The 16,906-nt window shown below is 59.7% G+C and carries 14 protein-coding genes and 2 pseudogenes; 6 read left to right on the forward strand and 10 right to left on the reverse strand.

Annotated features, from left to right (window positions below; all coding sequences use genetic code 11):
• Positions 1-102: 102 nt before the first annotated feature.
• Positions 103-279: pseudogene (locus AB7M25_RS20655) on the reverse strand (lipoprotein-releasing system transmembrane subunit LolC); the annotation flags it as partial.
• Positions 280-282: 3 nt separating this feature from the next.
• Between AB7M25_RS20655 and AB7M25_RS20660 the strand changes: the two are divergent.
• Positions 283-540 (forward strand): annotated as a pseudogene (locus AB7M25_RS20660) (ATP-binding protein); the annotation flags it as partial.
• Positions 541-657: 117 nt separating this feature from the next.
• On the opposite strand, the gene AB7M25_RS20665 reads toward AB7M25_RS20660, so the two are convergent.
• The 3 genes from AB7M25_RS20665 to AB7M25_RS20675 all read right to left on the reverse strand — a co-directional run bounded on the left by AB7M25_RS20665 (position 658) and on the right by AB7M25_RS20675 (position 3,907).
• Positions 658-1,902, reverse strand: a complete 1,245-nt coding sequence (locus tag AB7M25_RS20665) for a lipoprotein-releasing ABC transporter permease subunit (RefSeq protein WP_429560428.1) — start codon at positions 1,900-1,902, stop codon at positions 658-660.
• 63 nt (positions 1,903-1,965) lie between these two features.
• Positions 1,966-2,649 carry a lipoprotein-releasing ABC transporter ATP-binding protein LolD gene (gene lolD, locus AB7M25_RS20670; RefSeq protein ID WP_177323586.1) on the reverse strand — a complete coding sequence of 228 codons (684 nt, stop codon included), beginning with the start codon at positions 2,647-2,649 and terminating at the stop codon, positions 1,966-1,968.
• A gap of 7 nt (positions 2,650-2,656) precedes the next feature.
• Entirely contained in the window at positions 2,657-3,907 is a 1,251-nt protein-coding gene (locus AB7M25_RS20675; RefSeq protein ID WP_104449716.1) for a lipoprotein-releasing ABC transporter permease subunit, read from the reverse strand.
• A 94-nt stretch (positions 3,908-4,001) separates the two neighbouring features.
• Here AB7M25_RS20675 and AB7M25_RS20680 point away from each other — a divergent pair, with 94 nt between their 5' ends.
• Both AB7M25_RS20680 and AB7M25_RS20685 read left to right on the forward strand, forming a co-directional pair.
• Complete coding sequence (locus AB7M25_RS20680; RefSeq protein ID WP_095965249.1) at positions 4,002-4,583, forward strand: PilZ domain-containing protein; 582 nt, start codon at positions 4,002-4,004, stop codon at positions 4,581-4,583.
• A gap of 14 nt (positions 4,584-4,597) precedes the next feature.
• Entirely contained in the window at positions 4,598-5,320 is a 723-nt protein-coding gene (locus AB7M25_RS20685; RefSeq protein ID WP_015095944.1) for a glycerophosphodiester phosphodiesterase, read from the forward strand.
• A gap of 42 nt (positions 5,321-5,362) precedes the next feature.
• On the opposite strand, the gene sthA is transcribed toward AB7M25_RS20685, so the two are convergent.
• Together sthA and AB7M25_RS20695 are read right to left on the reverse strand one after the other, a co-directional pair.
• Positions 5,363-6,757 (reverse strand): Si-specific NAD(P)(+) transhydrogenase, encoded by a 1,395-nt coding sequence (gene sthA / locus AB7M25_RS20690; protein ID WP_007972111.1) that lies wholly within the window; start codon positions 6,755-6,757, stop codon positions 5,363-5,365.
• A gap of 207 nt (positions 6,758-6,964) precedes the next feature.
• On the reverse strand, positions 6,965-7,987 hold the full coding sequence (locus AB7M25_RS20695; RefSeq protein WP_454237950.1) for an FAD:protein FMN transferase: 1,023 nt from the start codon (positions 7,985-7,987) through the stop codon (positions 6,965-6,967).
• 136 nt (positions 7,988-8,123) lie between these two features.
• Between AB7M25_RS20695 and AB7M25_RS20700 the strand changes: the two genes are divergently transcribed.
• Complete coding sequence (locus AB7M25_RS20700; protein ID WP_454237951.1) at positions 8,124-8,597, forward strand: hypothetical protein; 474 nt, start codon at positions 8,124-8,126, stop codon at positions 8,595-8,597.
• Between the two features lie 70 nt (positions 8,598-8,667).
• Here the strand turns inward: AB7M25_RS20700 and AB7M25_RS20705 are convergent, their stop codons facing one another.
• The 4 genes from AB7M25_RS20705 to AB7M25_RS20720 form a co-directional block, all read right to left on the reverse strand.
• Positions 8,668-9,102 carry a polymorphic toxin type 44 domain-containing protein gene (locus AB7M25_RS20705; protein WP_429381523.1) on the reverse strand — a complete coding sequence of 145 codons (435 nt, stop codon included), beginning with the start codon at positions 9,100-9,102 and terminating at the stop codon, positions 8,668-8,670.
• 214 nt (positions 9,103-9,316) lie between these two features.
• On the reverse strand, positions 9,317-9,733 hold the full coding sequence (locus AB7M25_RS20710) for a hypothetical protein (protein WP_429381521.1): 417 nt from the start codon (positions 9,731-9,733) through the stop codon (positions 9,317-9,319).
• Positions 9,714-10,826, reverse strand: coding sequence for a polymorphic toxin type 44 domain-containing protein (locus AB7M25_RS20715; RefSeq protein ID WP_454237952.1), 1,113 nt, complete (start codon positions 10,824-10,826; stop codon positions 9,714-9,716). The genes AB7M25_RS20710 and AB7M25_RS20715 overlap by 20 nt, the downstream gene beginning before the upstream one ends.
• A 214-nt stretch (positions 10,827-11,040) precedes the next feature.
• Entirely contained in the window at positions 11,041-12,504 is a 1,464-nt protein-coding gene (locus AB7M25_RS20720; RefSeq protein ID WP_429381517.1) for a glyceraldehyde-3-phosphate dehydrogenase, read from the reverse strand.
• Positions 12,505-12,867: 363 nt separating this feature from the next.
• On the opposite strand from AB7M25_RS20720, the gene mfd reads away from it, so the two are divergent.
• Together mfd and AB7M25_RS20730 are read left to right on the forward strand one after the other, a co-directional pair.
• A complete protein-coding gene (gene mfd, locus AB7M25_RS20725; RefSeq protein WP_429518046.1) occupies positions 12,868-16,317 on the forward strand; it encodes a transcription-repair coupling factor in 3,450 nt (1,149 codons plus the stop codon).
• A gap of 10 nt (positions 16,318-16,327) precedes the next feature.
• Positions 16,328-16,906, forward strand: coding sequence for a CsiV family protein (locus AB7M25_RS20730; RefSeq protein WP_007974034.1), 579 nt, complete (start codon positions 16,328-16,330; stop codon positions 16,904-16,906).

Here is a 16,906-nt window from a genome sequence, read left to right on the forward strand (position 1 = left end):
CCTCTTCGCTGGCAAGCCCGCTCCCACAGTGTTTTGTGGCGTCCACATAATCAGTGTACGACGCAGATCCCTGTGGGAGCTGGCTTGCCAGCGATGGCGGTATCAGGAATAGCGCAACGCGTGAGCCGGCTCGATCTTCGCCGCACGCCACGCCGGGTAAACGGTGGCGAGGAAACTCAATACAAACCCGGCAGAGCAGATCAACGCCACATCCCCGCCTTGCAGCTCGGACGGCAGGTTACTGACGAAGTACACGTCGGAACTGAAGATGTGCTGCCCGCAGTGCGGATTGTCGATCAGCCAAAAGAATTGCGCCTGACCGTTGAAAATACGGGCCAGCAGATTTCCGAAGATCTATTGCCGCGCCTGTTTGACCGGTTTTACCGGGCCGACCCGGCACGTCGCGAAGGCAGCAGTGAACATGCGGGATTGGGGCTGGCGACTACGCAGTCGATCATCCGCGCCCATGGCGGGCAGATTCGTTGCGAATCGGAGAATGGATGGACGCGGTTTGTGATTGAGTTGCCAAGGGGAGATTGAGGCCGGCAGCTCCGGCCTCTTCGCGGGCAAGCCCGCTCCCACAGTGTTTTGTGGCGTCCACATAATCAGTGTACGACGCAGATCCCTGTGGGAGCTGGCTTGCCAGCGATGGCGGTATCAGGAATAGCGCAACGCGTGAGCCGGCTCGATCTTCGCCGCACGCCACGCCGGGTAAACGGTGGCGAGGAAACTCAATACAAACCCGGCAGAGCAGATCAACGCCACATCCCCGCCTTGCAGCTCGGACGGCAGGTTGCTGACGAAGTACACGTCGGAACTGAAGATGTGCTGCCCGCTGACCCGCTCGATCCAGCCCACGATCTGGCTGACGTTCAGCGCGGCAATCACGCCCAACACACCGCCAATCAGGGTGCCGACAATACCGATCACCGTGCCCTGCACCATGAAGATCGCCATGATCTGCCGCGGCGTGGCACCGATGGTGCGCAGGATCGCGATGTCCGCGCCCTTGTCGTTCACCACCATGATCAGGGTCGCGATGATGTTGAACGCCGCCACTGCGACGATCATCAGCAACAGCAGGCCGATCATGGTTTTTTCCATCTTCATCGCACTGAACAGGCTGCCCTGGGTGTGGGTCCAGTCGTCAGCCTTGTAGGCGGCGCCCAGCCCCGTGGCGATGTCGCTCGACACTTGCGGTGCGGCGTACAGGTCCTTCACCGCCAGGCGCACGCTCTGCACCTGATTCGGCTCCCAGTGCTGCATCTGCGCGGCATCGGCCATGTGGATCAGGGCCATGGTGCCATCCAGCTCGGCACCGACCTTGAACACGCCGACCACATTCAGCCGTTGCATGCGCGGGGTAATGCCGCCCGGCGCATTGCTGACTTCCGGCACGATCAGGGTGATCTTGTCGCCGACGTTCAAGCGGAAGCGACGCGCCGTGATCTCGCCGATCACCACGCCGAATTCGCCAGCTTTCAGGGCCTCTAGACTGCCCTGGACGATGTGCTTGGCAACGATCGACACCTGGCCTTCCAGCGCCGGGTCGACACCGCTGACCTGGATGGGCTGCATCGTGCCCTTGTAGGACAGCATGCCTTCCATCTCGGTGAACGGCACCGCCGCCGTCACTTCCGGGTTTTTCATTGCAGCCGCTGCCACGGGCCGCCAGTCGTCGATCGGGTTGACGCCGACGATGGTGGCATGCGGCACCATGCCGAGGATGCGCGAGCTCATTTCGCGCTGGAAGCCGTTCATCACCGACAACACCACGATCATGGCGAGCACGCCCAGGGCGAGGCCGATCATCGAGGTCATCGAGATGAAGGAAACAAAGCGATTACGACGCTTGGCGCGGGTATAGCGCGTGCCGATAAAGATCGATAACGGTCTGAACATTCGCTGGGGCACCGTATAAAAATAAAATACCCGACGCCTTTCCAGGCATCGGGTTTCAGTCAATCAGATGGGCGTGAGGCAACCTTCCTGCAGGTGCAGGACTCGGTCCATCTGGCGGGCCAGGTTCATGTCGTGGGTCACCACCAGGAACGCCGTGCGCATCGAGGTGCTGAGTTCCAGCATCAAGTCCTGAATGCCCTGGGCGGTGTGGGCGTCGAGGTTGCCGGTCGGCTCGTCGAGCATCACCAGGCCCGGAGTGTTGACCAGGGCGCGGGCGATGGCCACGCGCTGGCGCTCACCACCGGACAATTCGGCCGGTTTGTGTTCCAGCCGGTGGCCCAGCCCTACCCGCTCCAGCAGCGCCGTGGCACGCTGGCGCGCTTCCGGGATCGCGGTCTTGCCGATCAGCAGCGGCATGCAGACGTTTTCCAGCGCGGTGAATTCCGGCAGCAAGTGGTGGAACTGGTACACGAAGCCCAGGGCACGGTTACGCAGCAGGCCGCGCTTCTTCTCGCTCAGCGCCGACAGTTCTTCGCCATCGAGCCAGACGCTGCCCTTGGTCGGCGTGTCGAGGCCGCCCAACAGGTTGAGCAAGGTACTTTTGCCCGAGCCCGACTTGCCGACAATCGCCACACGCTCGCCCGGATGCATTTCAAGTTGCAGCCCGGCCAGGACCTCTACCGACTCCGGACCTTCCTCGTAGGATTTGCCCAGGTTGCGGCAGCTCAAGATTGCTTTATCACTCATGCCCGACTCACTCATAACGTAGCGCCTCCGCAGGCTGGGTGCGCGCGGCACGCCAGGCTGGATACAGGGTGGCGAGGAAACTCAGGATCAACGCGGCGGCGCAGACCATGACAACGTCCTGGCTCTGCACTTGCGACGGCAGGTAATCGATGAAGTACACGTCGGCGTTGAGGAATTTGTGGCCGATCAGGCCTTCGAGGGCCGAGATCGCGGCACTGACGTTCAATGCGGCGAAGATCCCGACCACGGCGCCAATGGCCGTGCCGACCACACCAATGACCGTACCCTGCACCATGAAGGTGCGCATGATCGTGCCCGGCGTGGCGCCCAGTGTGCGCAGGATCGCGATGTCACCCTTCTTGTCGTTCACCACCATCACCAGTGTGGAAATGATGTTGAATGCCGCGACGGCAACGATCAGCAGCAGCAACAGGCCGATCATGGCTTTTTCCATGCGGATCGCCTGATACAGGTTGCCATGGGTGCGGGTCCAGTCGCGGGCGTAGAAGCGGTCTTCGCCTAGGTCGCGGGCGATGCTCCACGCGGTGCGCGGCGCCTGGAACAGGTCGTCGAACTTCAGGCGCAGGCCCTGGACCTGATCCGGTTTCCAGCGATGCAGCCGGGCCAGGTCCTGCAGGTTGGTGACACCCAGGTAGCCATCGAGCTCACCGGCGCCGACATGGAAAATGCCGACCACGGTAAAGCGCTTCATGCGCGGGAACATCCCGGCCGGGGTCACGGTGACCTCCGGCGCGACGAAGGTCAGCTTGTCGCCGATCGCCGCACCGAGCTTGGCCGCGGCCTTGTCGCCGATGACGATGCCGAACTCGCCCGGCACCAGGTCGTCGAGTTTGCCCTGGGTCATGAAGTGATCGATGATCGACACCTGGCGCTCTTGCGCCGGGTCGATGGCATTGAGCAGGACCTTCGAGACCTTGCCGTTGTTGGTCAGCAACCCCTGCATTTGCGTAAACGGCGCCACGGCCGTCACTTGCGGGTTCTGCCTGACCTTGGCCGCCAGGCTTTGCCAATCGCTGATCGGCTCGCCGGACTCGATGGTCGCGTGGGGCACCATGCCCAGCACGCGGGTGCGCATCTCATGATCAAAGCCGTTCATCACCGACAGCACCACGATCATCACGACCACGCCAAGGGCGAGCCCGATCATCGAAGTCAGGGAAATGAATGACACAAAATGATTGCGACGCTTTGCACGGGTGTAACGCGTGCCGATAAATACGAAGAGAGGTCTGAACATGTCGGGGCTTGTTCGGAGGGAAAAGGAACGTCCTTGTGGCGGGGGTCGATAACCAGCTTTACACTCAGACCACCGCCGCTACCATGGGTTCGCCATGTCGACATTAGATGAAGAAGATCGCCGCGAATACTACCGTATCGAGGATACGATCGCACTGGAAATTCGGCCCCTGTCCGCTTCTGAAGCCGCAGGCCAGGAAGTGTTGCAGGATGCTTCCCCACTCTTCAACTTGCTCAGCGAACTGCACCTCAGTGAATTCGAGTCGCAGCACCTGTTGCGCCAGATCAATGAGCGCGACCGCAACATTGCGGCATTCTTGAAATCACAGAACAAACGCATCGATCTGCTGAGCCAGGTGATCGCCATCACCGTGCTCGGGCAGATCGGCGAACCGCAGCCGGTGATCATCTCCGAAGGCGGCATCGACTTTCAGCATCCATCGCCCATCGCCGCCGGCGCGCACCTGTCGGTCAAGCTGGTGTTGATGCCGCAAGCCCTCGGCCTGCTGCTGCGCGCCCGTGTCACCCATTGCGACCGCAAGGGCGATGGCTATGACGTCGGCACCGAGTTCGAACACCTGACCGACGCCCAGCGCCAACTGTTGGCCCGCCACATCTTGCAGAAGCAGGCCCAGGAACGACGCCTGGCCCGCGAACAACTCGAATCAGGCAATTAATTTAAGGAAGAACCGTGACCCTCATCTACGGCCATCGCGGCGCCAAGGGCGAAGCACCGGAAAACACCCTGACCAGCTTTCAGGAATGTCTCAAGCACGGCGTGCGTCGCTGCGAACTGGACCTGCACCTGTCCAGGGACGGCGAGTTGATGGTCATCCACGACCCGACCCTCAAGCGCACCACGGACCGTCGCGGCAAGGTCGTCGAACACACGGCGGCAGAGCTGGTGACCTATGACGCGCGCAAGGGTGGCCCGGGCTGGATCAAGCCGTGCCCGATTCCGACGCTGGAAGAACTGTTCGAGAAGTGCGACTTCGATCACTGGCAGCTGGAAGTCAAGAGCGCATCACGGATGCGTGCCGCGACCACCGTGCTGGCGATTCGCGAAATGGTCCAGCGTCATGGCCTGATGGACAAGGTGACCATCACCTCGAGCTCCCGTGAAGTGCTCAAGGCTGCGCTGGAACTGGTGCCGGACGTGTCCCGCGGACTGGTGGCCGAGTACGCCTGGCTCGACCCCTTGAAGGTCGCGGCCAGTTATGGCTGTGAGATTCTGGCGCTGAACTGGACCCTGTGTACGCCGGAACGCCTGCAAAAGGCGCAGCGTCAGGGGTTGCATGTGTCGGTGTGGACCGTCAACGAGCCTGCGCTGATGCGCAGACTCGCCGACTTCGGCGTTGACAGCCTGATTACAGACTTTCCCGGTTTGGCCAGCGCCACGCTCGAGAATTGCTGAAATCGGTCTCCCCGGCCGGCTCAGGCCACCGGCCGGAGCCGCTCAAAAAAGCCGGTTGAGGCCGTCGTACGCCGCGACCCGATAGGCTTCGGCCATGGTCGGGTAGTTGAACGTAGTGTTGACGAAATACTTCAGGGTGTTCTGTTCGCCCGGCTGGTTCATGATCGCCTGACCGATGTGCACGATCTCCGACGCCTGATAACCGAAGCAATGAACGCCCAGCACTTCCAGGGTTTCACGGTGGAACAGGATCTTCAGCATGCCTTGCGGCTCGCCGGCAATCTGCGCCCGCGCCATGCTCTTGAAGAACGCCTTGCCGACTTCGTACGGCACCTTGGCCTGGGTCAGCTCCTGCTCGTTCTTGCCGATCGAGCTGATCTCCGGGATGGTGTAGATGCCGGTGGGCACGTCATTGACGAAACGCCAGCTGCCGTTGTCGACAATGCTGCCAGCGGCCGAACGGCCCTGGTCGTGGGCGGCACTGGCCAGGCTCGGCCAGCCAATCACGTCACCGGCGCCATAGATGTTCGGCACGCAGGTGCGATACGCCTCGTCGACTTCGATCTGGCCACGGCTGTTGACCTTCACGCCGATGTTTTCCAAGCCCAACTGATCGGTGTTGCCGGTACGGCCGTTGCACCAGAGCAAGGCGTCGGCCTTGATCTTCTTACCAGACTTGAGGTGCAGGATCACGCCGTTGTCCACGCCTTCAACGCGGTCATACTCTTCGTTGTGGCGAACGGTGATGTTGTTGTTGCTGAAGTGATAGCTCAGGGCCTGGGAGATTTCCGAGTCCAGGAAGCTCAGCAACTGGCCACGGTTGTCCACCAGTTCGACCAGCACACCCAGGCCACTGAAGATCGAGGCGTATTCGCAACCGATCACGCCGGCGCCGTAAACGATGAGTTTGCGCGGGGTGTGGCCGAGGCTGAGGATGGTGTCGCTATCGTAGATACGCGGGTGGTGAAAATCGATGTCCGCCGGGCGATAAGGACGCGAGCCGGTGGCAATGATGATGTGCTTGGCCACCAGTTTCTCGACCACGCCGTTGGCGCAGACCACTTCGATGGTTTGCTCGTCGGCGAAGCTGCCGGTGCCGAAGAACACGTCGACGCGGTTGCGGGCGTAGTAGCCGGTACGCGAAGCGACTTGCTTGGAGATGACTTTCTCGGCGCTTTTCAGCACGTCCGGGAACGAGAACCAGCGCGGCTCACCAATGGCCCGGAACATCGGGTTGGTGTTGAACTGCATGATCTGCCGGACCGAGTGACGCAGTGCCTTGGAGGGGATGGTGCCCAGGTGAGTGCAGTTGCCGCCGACCTGGCGACGGCTATCGACCATCGCCACCTTGCGCCCTGCCTTGGCGGCGTTCATTGCCGCGCCTTCCCCCGCCGGGCCGGAACCCAACACCACCACGTCGTAGTTGTAGACAGCCATGCGTACTCCTCAGAACAGGCCGCGGCACCCTCGGCACCTGCGGCTAAATCACGCCAATCTGTGGCATGAAGGAACAATTTGGGGCCAGTGCAGCACCCGGACACAGTCTATAGAAGCGTCAACGCCGGGCACATTAACCCTTGGTCGCGTCGTAGGCTACTTTTGCCTGCGCTACAACGCCAGTTTTCAATGCTCAAATCGCCACAATCACTCGGTTTTCTTGCCACTGAGGCGCTCAAAAGCGTGACTGCTGCGTGTGACGAAACCGGTATCGGCACGAATCACAAAAAAAGCGCCGATATCGTGTTTTTCCGCGAAGTCCCAACCGCGCTCCGGGCCGAGAATCAGCAACAGCGTCGATAAGCCATCGGCCATCAACGCTGAAGGATGAATCACCGTGACGGACGCCAGGGCGTGTGAGACGGGCGCACCGGCGCGGGCATCGAAGGTGTGGGAAAAACGCTGTCCGCCCTGCTCGAAATAGTTCCGGTAGTCGCCGGAAGTTGAAAGACCATAACCGTCGACAGCAATGACGCGCTCGGCCACCTGCCGATCATCCCGCGGCTCTTCCAGTGCAATGCGCCATGGCGAACCGTCGGGTTTCCTGCCGGCCGCCTTGAGCTCGCCTGTCGCCTCCGCGAGGTAGTCGTGGATGCCCAGCGCCTCGAGCCTTGCGGCAATCGTGTCCACCGCATAACCGGCGGCGATGCTATTGAAATCGACCTCGACAGCGGCGTCCTTGCACAACGTGTCGCCATCGATGTGCAAGTGTTGGTGGCCGACGCGCTGGCGGGCTTCAGCGAGCGCGTCGGCGGCAGGGACCTTCTCCTCCCGGGCCTGCGGACCAAATCCCCAGAGGTTCAGCAACGGCTCCACCGTCAGATCGTAGGAACCATCGCTTTGCACGGACAGTTGCTCGCCCACGCGGACCAACTCGAGGATCGACGCCGGCATTGCCTGACAGCCGTTGGCCGGCAATGCATTGAAACGTTCGATGTCCGAGTCGCTGCGGTAGGTCGACATTTGCAGGTCCACCTCAGCGAGGATTTGCTCGACCTGGACACGGACTTCGTCCGGCGCCGGAAGGCCGGCATGGCGTACGTACTTGATCGAATAAGTGCTGCCCATGGTCGGGCCATCGAAAGACTCCATCGAATCGCCATGGCCGCAGCCAGACAACAGACCAATCAAAACGATAAGACCGACTAGAGGCCAGCTCAATACATCCATCTTTTACAGCCTGCCCAGACATAGCCCCAAGGCTGAACATTATGCACCACCCCCCCGAATCGGCTTACCGGCAAAGACAACTGAAAATGCTCAATGCTGCTCAGTTTGTTTTTTTGTAGGAGCGAGCAAGCTCGCGATGATCGTCAACGATAACGCGTGCTTGCTGGTTAAACGCAGCGCTCTTGACTCCATCGCGAGCTTGCTCGCTCCTACAAAGCTCCTGACTGAACAGTATTGGCTGCAAATGTTGGTCTTCTCATGGAGTCGCGGTATCGGTGATGCATTGCTTCAAACGATCCGAATCCGTACCGCTGCCTTCGCTGTGATCAATGTCGCCGTTGGCGTCGAGATAAATGTGCGTACTGGGCCATGTTGGGATGATGTTTACGCAGTGTCGGAGATCTTTATCGTTCCACCAAGAGATCTCCATGAAAAACTTCTCATCTGGAAACAAAAAACCATGATCCCGTGTGCTGCTGCCTGGAGGGAGGCCTCCTTTGTAAATCCGGTGTTGCACATTCCAGATGAACCGCAGTTCGTCAACGCCGCTCTTGGAGTAATGGACGACTGCGGTAGGCAGCACAACAATTCGCCAGAGGACAATCAGTAAAAGCACCAGCAGGGGCAGTAACAGCGGTATCAATGGAATCCATAGCCAGCGAAAGTAACGCGACCGAGGTTTATTTGCAGGAATGGACACGAACTCCATCTCCCCAGTTTTCCGGAGCAATTGCCAACACTTCATTCATAATTATCTGCGCGGTTATCCCGCCATTGGGGTACTGGATGGCTAGCTTCGTACCGATACTTATCGAAACTCTATCAGCCACATCATCCCATGATCGTAGCTCCGTCCAGGGACTCGCTGTAGGTCGGGGGCCGAGGCGCTTTCTTTCCTCTATTGGTTTTGTTAACGACTCCTCAATCTTGCGTAGGGTGTCCGAAGCGATTTGTTCAGCCCCTGCGCCATCCAGCAGTACACTTTCTGAGAGCCCGCCTGCAATACCAACGTACCCATAGTGAATGTTCGACCAGATATCGTAGTAATACTCGTACTTCCCCTGCTTGTGCGGTTTATGGTCCCACTCCATGTTTTGACCCACCTGGCTGAACATTATGCACCACCCCCGAATCGGCTTACCGGCAAAGACAACTGAAAATGCTCAATGCTGCTCAGTTTGTTTTTTTGTAGGAGCGAGCAAGCTCGCGATGGTCGTCAACGATAACGCGTGCTTGCTGGTTAAACGCAGCGCTCTTGACTCCATCGCGAGCTTGCTCGCTCCTACAAAGCTCCTGACTGAACAGTATTGGCTGCAAATGTTGGTCTTCTCATGGAGTCGCGGTATCGGTGATGCATTGCTTCAAACGATCCGAATCCGTACCGCTGCCTTCGCTGTGATCAATGTCACCGTTGGCGTCGAGGTAAATGTGTGTATTGGGCCACTTAGGGGTTACGTTAACGCAGCGTCGGAGAGTGCCATCGTTCCACCAAGAAATCTCCATGAAAAATTTCTCATCTGGAAACAAGAAACCATAATCACGTGTACCGCCCCCAGGCTGCATCCGCCCTTTGAATATCCGGTGCTGTACATTCCAGATGTATTTAAGTTCTTCTTTAGCATCTTTGGGATAATGGATAGTCACAGCAGGTAACCCAATATCCCAATGGGTGATGACCAGAAAAACAACCGGGATCCATAGCCATCGCTTGTGCGATCTTCGCGGTTTACTTGCAGACGTGGACACGGATTCCTTCCCCCCAGTCCTCTGGTGGAATGGCAAGCACTTCATTCATGATCATCTTCGCGGTGATTCCACCGTTTGGATACTGCATATGGAGTTTAATGCCGATGCTGATTGAAACTCTATCCGCAACATCGTCCCAGGACCGCAACTCTGTCCAAGGGCTGGCCGTAGGGCGGGGGCCGGGGTGAACTCTATCCTCTTTGGGCTTTGTCAGTTCGGCAACCTTCCTCGCGGAGTCCGAGACAATCTGCTCAGCTCCAGCCCCATCCAGCAGTACACTTTCTGAGAGCCCGCCTGCGATACCAACGTACCCATAGTGAATGTTCGACCAGATATCGTAGTAATACTCGTACTTCCCCTGCTTGTGCCGAACGACACCGTTGTACTTCGCCTCCAGCTTCGGTTTATGGTCCCACTCCATGTTTTGACCCACCTGCTTCGTCCATATCGCCATCGCCTCAAGCTTCTTCGTCCATGCGATGGTATTGAAGTTCGGTGGCCCCGCCAGTCTGGCGTACCACGGTAGCTCCCGAAACTTCTTGGCAGCCGCGTCACTGTCGTAGCTGATCAGCTCTTTCATCTTCAATACAGACGGATGCTTGATGTTTCGATTCATCTCGCCGGCAATGTAGGCGGCAAGCTCTTCCATTTGGTCTGGATGGTTACAGGCTCCACCTCCATCAAGGCGGCCGAGTGGGGCAGCGACTTTTTCTGCAAGCTTTGGATCAGCCAGCCCGGATTTCGTCGTAAACCCGCTATCCGTTTGAGTCGTTGGCGCCCCCGCGACGCTGGTGGCTTGCCGTACAGGACCGGCCTTGTTTCGGTAGCTGGCTGTGAACACCGAGGGAATCAGTTGCGCTTTACATGGGCAGCCACTATGGCTATCCAGCGTGCCCGCCATGGCTTTGCCATGACTGATCATGTGCGAAATGCCACCGACAATTTTGTAAGTCTTGCCGTCCTTGCCACAGGTGACTCGATCACCTTCGCGGGCATGGGCGATGCCATACATCATGACTCGGGTATCACCATCCAGGACTTTGCCACCACAGGTGGTTTTGTCATTCAGACCAATGTAATAACCCTTGTTCACTGTTGTTTCTCCTTTTCATCCGGCCGTCCGAAATAATGCGGCGGACGCTAACAGCGCCTCGACCCTCACGGCAGGATCAAAAGAATGATTCAGAAGTTTCGCCAAAAGAAACGATCCTTTTCCTACAGGATTGTTTCTAAAGCGTACTTATTGCAGAGCGCACAAACAAAAACGCCCCGACCAAAGTCGGGGCGTTTTCATGTGCGGCTAAGGCTTAGCGCGGGAATGCTGGCGGGTTTACACCGGCCATGTCTTCCATCACGCGAACCACCTGGCAGCTGTAACCGAACTCGTTGTCGTACCAGACGTACAGAACAACGCGGTTATCCTGGGTGATGGTCGCTTCTGCGTCCACTACGCCTGCGTGGCGCGAGCCAACGAAGTCGGTGGAAACCACTTCCTGGGAGCTCACGTAGTCGATCTGCTTGTGCAGATCCGAGTGCATGGCCATCTGGCGCAGGTACTCGTTGATCTCTTCGCGAGTGGTGGCCTTTTCCAGGTTCAGGTTCAGGATGGCCATCGACACGTTCGGCGTAGGAACGCGAATCGCGTTGCCGGTCAGCTTGCCCTTGAGCACTGGCAGCGCCTTGGCGGCTGCAGTGGCGGCACCGGTCTCGGTGATGACCATGTTCAACGGCGCGGCGCGGCCACGACGGCTGCCCTTGTGGAAGTTGTCGATCAGGTTCTGGTCGTTGGTGAACGAGTGAACGGTTTCGACGTGGCCGTTGACGATGCCGTACTTGTCGTTGACTGCCTTGAGCACCGGCACGATGGCGTTGGTGGTGCAGGAAGCCGCCGAGATGATCTTGTCGTCAGGGGTGATGTCGCCGTGGTTGATGCCGTGCACGATGTTCTTCAGCGCGCCCTTGCCAGGTGCGGTGAGGATCACGCGGGCAGCGCCCGGGCAGGCCAGGTGCTGGCCAAGGCCGTCGGCGTCACGCCATACACCGGTGTTGTCGACGATCAGAGCGTTTTCGATGCCGTACTGGGTGTAGTCGACTTCGGCCGGGCTCTTGGCGTAGATAACCTGGATCAGGTTGCCGTTGGCGGTGATGGTGTTGTTGGCTTCATCGATGGTGATGGTGCCATCGAACGGACCATGCACCGAGTCACGACGCAGCAAGCTGGCGCGTTTGACCAGGTCGTTCTCGGCGCCCTTGCGGACAACGATGGCGCGCAGGCGCAGGCCGTCGCCACCACCGGTTTTCTCGATCAGGATGCGCGCCAGCAGACGGCCGATACGACCGAAGCCATAGAGGACAACGTCGGTGCCTTTGCGGGCCGATGCGTTTTGCTGGCCAACCACGTCGGCCAGTTCTTCACGGACGAACTGCTCGGCAGTACGGCCATTGCCTTCGGCCTTGAACTTGGCCGCCAGCTTGCCCAGGTCTACCGAAGCAGCGCCGAGCTTGAGCTCGCTCATCGCCTTGATCAGCGGGAATGTTTCGTGGACGGACAGCTCGCTATCGTCGGACTGACGGTGACGAGCAAAGCGGTGCGCTTTGAGAATCGCAATGACTGAACGATTGATCAGGCTGCGGCCATAGATCGAGCTCACCACGTTGTTATTGCGGTAGAGCTGACCGATAAGCGGAATCATCGCTTCAGCGAGTGCTTCACGGTCGATCCATTCACCAAGACACTGGTCGGGCTTCTGAGTCACGGGAACCTTCCACATGTAGGGGCAGAAAAAAGGGGCTACATTATGCCGCCGAGTGACAGCGGTAGCAATGCGCGCCCGTCGTGCTTTACGTAACAATTCGTCGTTCAAAAAAATTGCGCCTCGCGCAAACCCAATAAAACCGGGGCTTTCAGCGCAGTCAATTTTTTGGAGGTCGCGCCACCTTATCCGTAACCCTCCGTAACACTCGCTGTATTTGGCACTACATATTCAATAATTCCGGGTAAAAAACCCGCGGATTTTGTCTTTACCACTACATTTCGCCAAACCCGTGCTTTAGACACAGTCAGCAACTGACAGGCGGCATCGTAGACCGCTACAATTACCGACTTTGTCGCAACGCTTGGAGCTCAACCTTCCGTGCCCGTTCTGCGTCTACCGCTTCTCCCTGCCGCGGCAGGTAAACAGCACTGGGGCAACCTGCCCGGTGCCGCCCTGAGCCTGGCCATCGCCGAGGCCGCCAGCGCTGCCAAGCGCTTTACCCTGCTGCTGACCGCCGACAGCCAAAGTGCCGAACGGCTGGAACAGGAGCTGGGTTTCTTCGCCCCGGATTTGCCCGTACTGCACTTTCCCGACTGGGAAACCCTGCCCTACGACCTGTTCTCGCCGCACCAGGACATCATTTCCCAGCGCATCGCCAGCCTGTACCGGTTGCCGGAGCTGAGCCATGGCGTACTGGTGGTGCCGATCACGACCGCCCTGCATCGCCTGGCACCGACCAGATTCCTGCTCGGCAGCAGCCTGGTGCTGGATATCGGCCAGAAACTCGACGTCGAGCAAATGCGTACCCGGCTTGAAGCCACGGGTTATCGCTACGTCGATACGGTGTATGAACACGGCGAGTTCACCGTTCGCGGCTCGTTGATCGATCTGTTCCCGATGGGCAGCAAGTTGCCGTATCGCATCGACCTGTTCGACGACGAAATCGAAACCCTGCGCACCTTCGACCCGGAGAACCAGCGCTCCATCGACAAAGTCGACTCGGTCAAGCTGTTGCCGGCCAAGGAGTTCCCACTCCAGAAAGAAGCGGTCACCCGCTTCAAGGCGCGCTTCCGTGAGCGTTTTGACGTCGACTTCCGCCGCTGCCCGATCTTCCAGGATTTGAGCAGCGGGATTACGCCGGCCGGCATCGAGTACTACCTGCCGCTGTTCTTCGAAGAAACCTCGACGCTGTTCGATTACCTGCCCCAGGACACGCAAGTGTTTTCCCTGCCCGGCATCGAGCAAGCCGCGGAAAACTTCTGGAACGACGTGCGCAATCGCTATGAGGAACGCCGCGTCGACCCGTCCCGTCCTTTACTACCGCCCGCCGAACTGTTCCTGCCGGTGGAAGACTGCTTCGCACGCCTGAAGAACTGGCCGCGCGTGGTGGCCAGTCAACAGGATGTGGAAAGCGGTGGCGGTCGCGAGCGCTTCCCGGCTCGCGAGTTGCCGAACCTGGCCATCGAAGCCAAGGCCACCCAACCGCTGGCGGCGTTGGCCGGTTTCCTCGACGAGTTCCCTGGTCGCGTGCTGTTTACCGCCGAATCCGCAGGCCGTCGCGAAGTGCTGCTGGAGCTGCTGGAACGCCTGAAGCTGCGACCGAAAACCGTCGACAGCTGGCCGGATTTCGTCGCCGGCAAAGACCGCCTGGCGATCACCATCGCGCCGCTGGATGAAGGCCTGGTGCTGGACGATCCAGCCTTGGCCCTGGTTGCCGAAAGCCCGTTGTTTGGCCAGCGCGTGATGCAGCGCCGGCGCCGCGAAAAGCGCGCCGATGCCAACAACGATGCGGTCATCAAGAACCTCACCGAGCTGCGCGAAGGTGCGCCGGTGGTGCACATCGACCACGGTGTCGGCCGTTACCTGGGCCTGGCAACCCTGGAAATCGACAGCCAGACCGCCGAATTCCTTGCCCTGGAATATGCCGAAGGCGCCAAGCTTTACGTGCCGGTGGCCAACCTGCACCTGATCGCCCGCTACACCGGCAGCGATGACGCCCTGGCCCCGCTGCACCGCCTCGGCTCCGAGACCTGGCAGAAAGCCAAGCGCAAAGCCGCCGAACAGGTGCGCGACGTGGCCGCCGAGTTGCTCGACATCTATGCACGTCGCGCGGCACGTGAAGGCTACGCCTTCGCCGATCCGAAGGCCGACTACGCCACCTTCAGCGCCGGTTTCCCGTTCGAAGAAACCCCGGACCAGCAAACCACCATCGAGGCGGTGCGCGAAGACATGCTCGCGCCCAAGCCAATGGATCGCCTGGTGTGCGGCGACGTCGGCTTCGGCAAGACTGAAGTGGCGATGCGCGCCGCGTTCATTGCCGTGCATGGCGGCAAGCAAGTGGCGATCCTGGTGCCGACCACCCTGCTCGCCCAGCAGCATTACAACAGCTTCCGCGACCGCTTCGCCGACTGGCCGGTGACCGTGGAAGTGATGAGCCGCTTCAAGTCGGCCAAGGAAGTGAATGCCGCCGTCGCCGATCTGGCCGAAGGCAAGATCGACATCGTCATCGGCACGCACAAGCTGCTGCAGGACGACGTGAAGATCAAAAACCTGGGCCTGGTGATCATCGACGAGGAACACCGTTTCGGCGTGCGCCAGAAAGAACAACTCAAGGCCCTGCGCAGCGAAGTCGACATCCTGACCCTGACCGCCACGCCGATTCCGCGCACGCTGAACATGGCGGTGTCGGGCATGCGTGACCTGTCGATCATCGCCACCCCGCCGGCCCGCCGCCTGTCGGTACGCACCTTCGTCATGGAGCAGAACAAGAGCACGGTCAAAGAGGCCTTGCTGCGTGAGTTGCTGCGTGGCGGCCAGGTCTATTACCTGCACAACGATGTGAAGACCATCGAGAAATGCGCCGCCGACCTCGCCGAGCTGGTACCGGAAGCACGGATCGGCATCGGTCACGGGCAGATGCGCGAACGCGAACTCGAGCAGGTGATGAGCGACTTCTACCACAAGCGCTTCAACGTGCTGATCGCCTCGACCATCATCGAGACCGGCATCGACGTACCGAGCGCCAACACCATCATCATCGAGCGTGCCGACAAGTTCGGCCTGGCCCAGTTGCACCAGCTGCGCGGCCGGGTCGGACGCAGTCACCACCAGGCCTACGCCTACCTGCTGACGCCACCGCGCCAGCAAATCACACCGGACGCGGAAAAGCGCCTGGAAGCGATCGCCAACACGCAGGACCTCGGCGCGGGCTTCGTGCTCGCCACCAACGACCTGGAAATCCGTGGTGCCGGCGAACTGCTCGGTGACGGTCAGAGCGGGCAGATCCAGGCGGTCGGCTTTACGCTGTACATGGAAATGCTCGAACGCGCGGTGAAGTCGATCCGCAAGGGCGAGCAGCCTAACCTCGATCAACCGCTCGGCGGGGGTCCTGAAGTCAACTTGCGGGTACCGGCGTTGATCCCCGAGGACTACCTGCCGGATGTCCACGCTCGCCTGATTCTCTACAAGCGCATTGCCTCGGCCACCGATGAGGACGGCCTCAAGGATTTGCAGGTGGAGATGATCGATCGTTTCGGCCTGTTGCCGGAACCGACCAAGAACCTGATCCGTATCACTGCATTGAAGCTGCAGGCCGAGCAACTGGGCATCAAGAAAGTCGATGGCGGCCCGCAAGGCGGTCGCGTCGAGTTCGCTGCGCAGACGCCGGTCGATCCGTTGACCCTGATCAAGCTGATCCAGAGCCAGCCAAAACGCTACAAATTCGAAGGGGCCACGATGTTCAAGTTCATGGTTCCGATGGAGCGCCCGGAAGAGCGCTTTAATACTGTAGAGGCGCTGTTCGAGCGCCTCGTTCCGAAAACTGCTTGAAGGACGCCGCATGCGCCTGTTCCGCTCACTGACCCTGCTGACCCTTTTGATGCCAGCGCTGGTCGCCCCCACGGCATTTGCCGATGACCTGTATCAGGTCGAAATGATTCTGGTCCGGCAAAACGCCGTGCCGGCGATTGTCAGCCGCGCCGCACCGGAAGACTGGGCCGCTGGCGCCCAACCCGTCAGCCCCGACAGCCTGCGTACGCCAAGCCTGAATGGCGAGGTGGAAAAACTCACCAGCAGCGCCGACTACACGGTGTTGCTGCACAAGGCCTGGCAACAGACGCTCGGCGAAAACGCCAGCAAAGTGGCGATCAGCGACGGCAAGGAACAATATGGTCAGTTCCCGATCGAGGGCACGCTGAGCATGAAACTGGGACGCTTTACCGACGTAGACGCCGACTTCTGGGTCAATCAGATCGATGCCAATGGCATGGTGACAGCCAGCGAGCGCTTGAAACAGGAAAGCCATACCAAGAACGGCCAGTTGAACTTCCTCGACAACGGCCACCTCGGCCTGCTGATCAAGATCACTTCGCTGACCGCCCCCGCCCCCCGAGCAGCTCCCGAAGAAATTCCGGACTGA

This window comes from Pseudomonas sp. AP3_22 TE3818, from assembly GCF_053628995.1.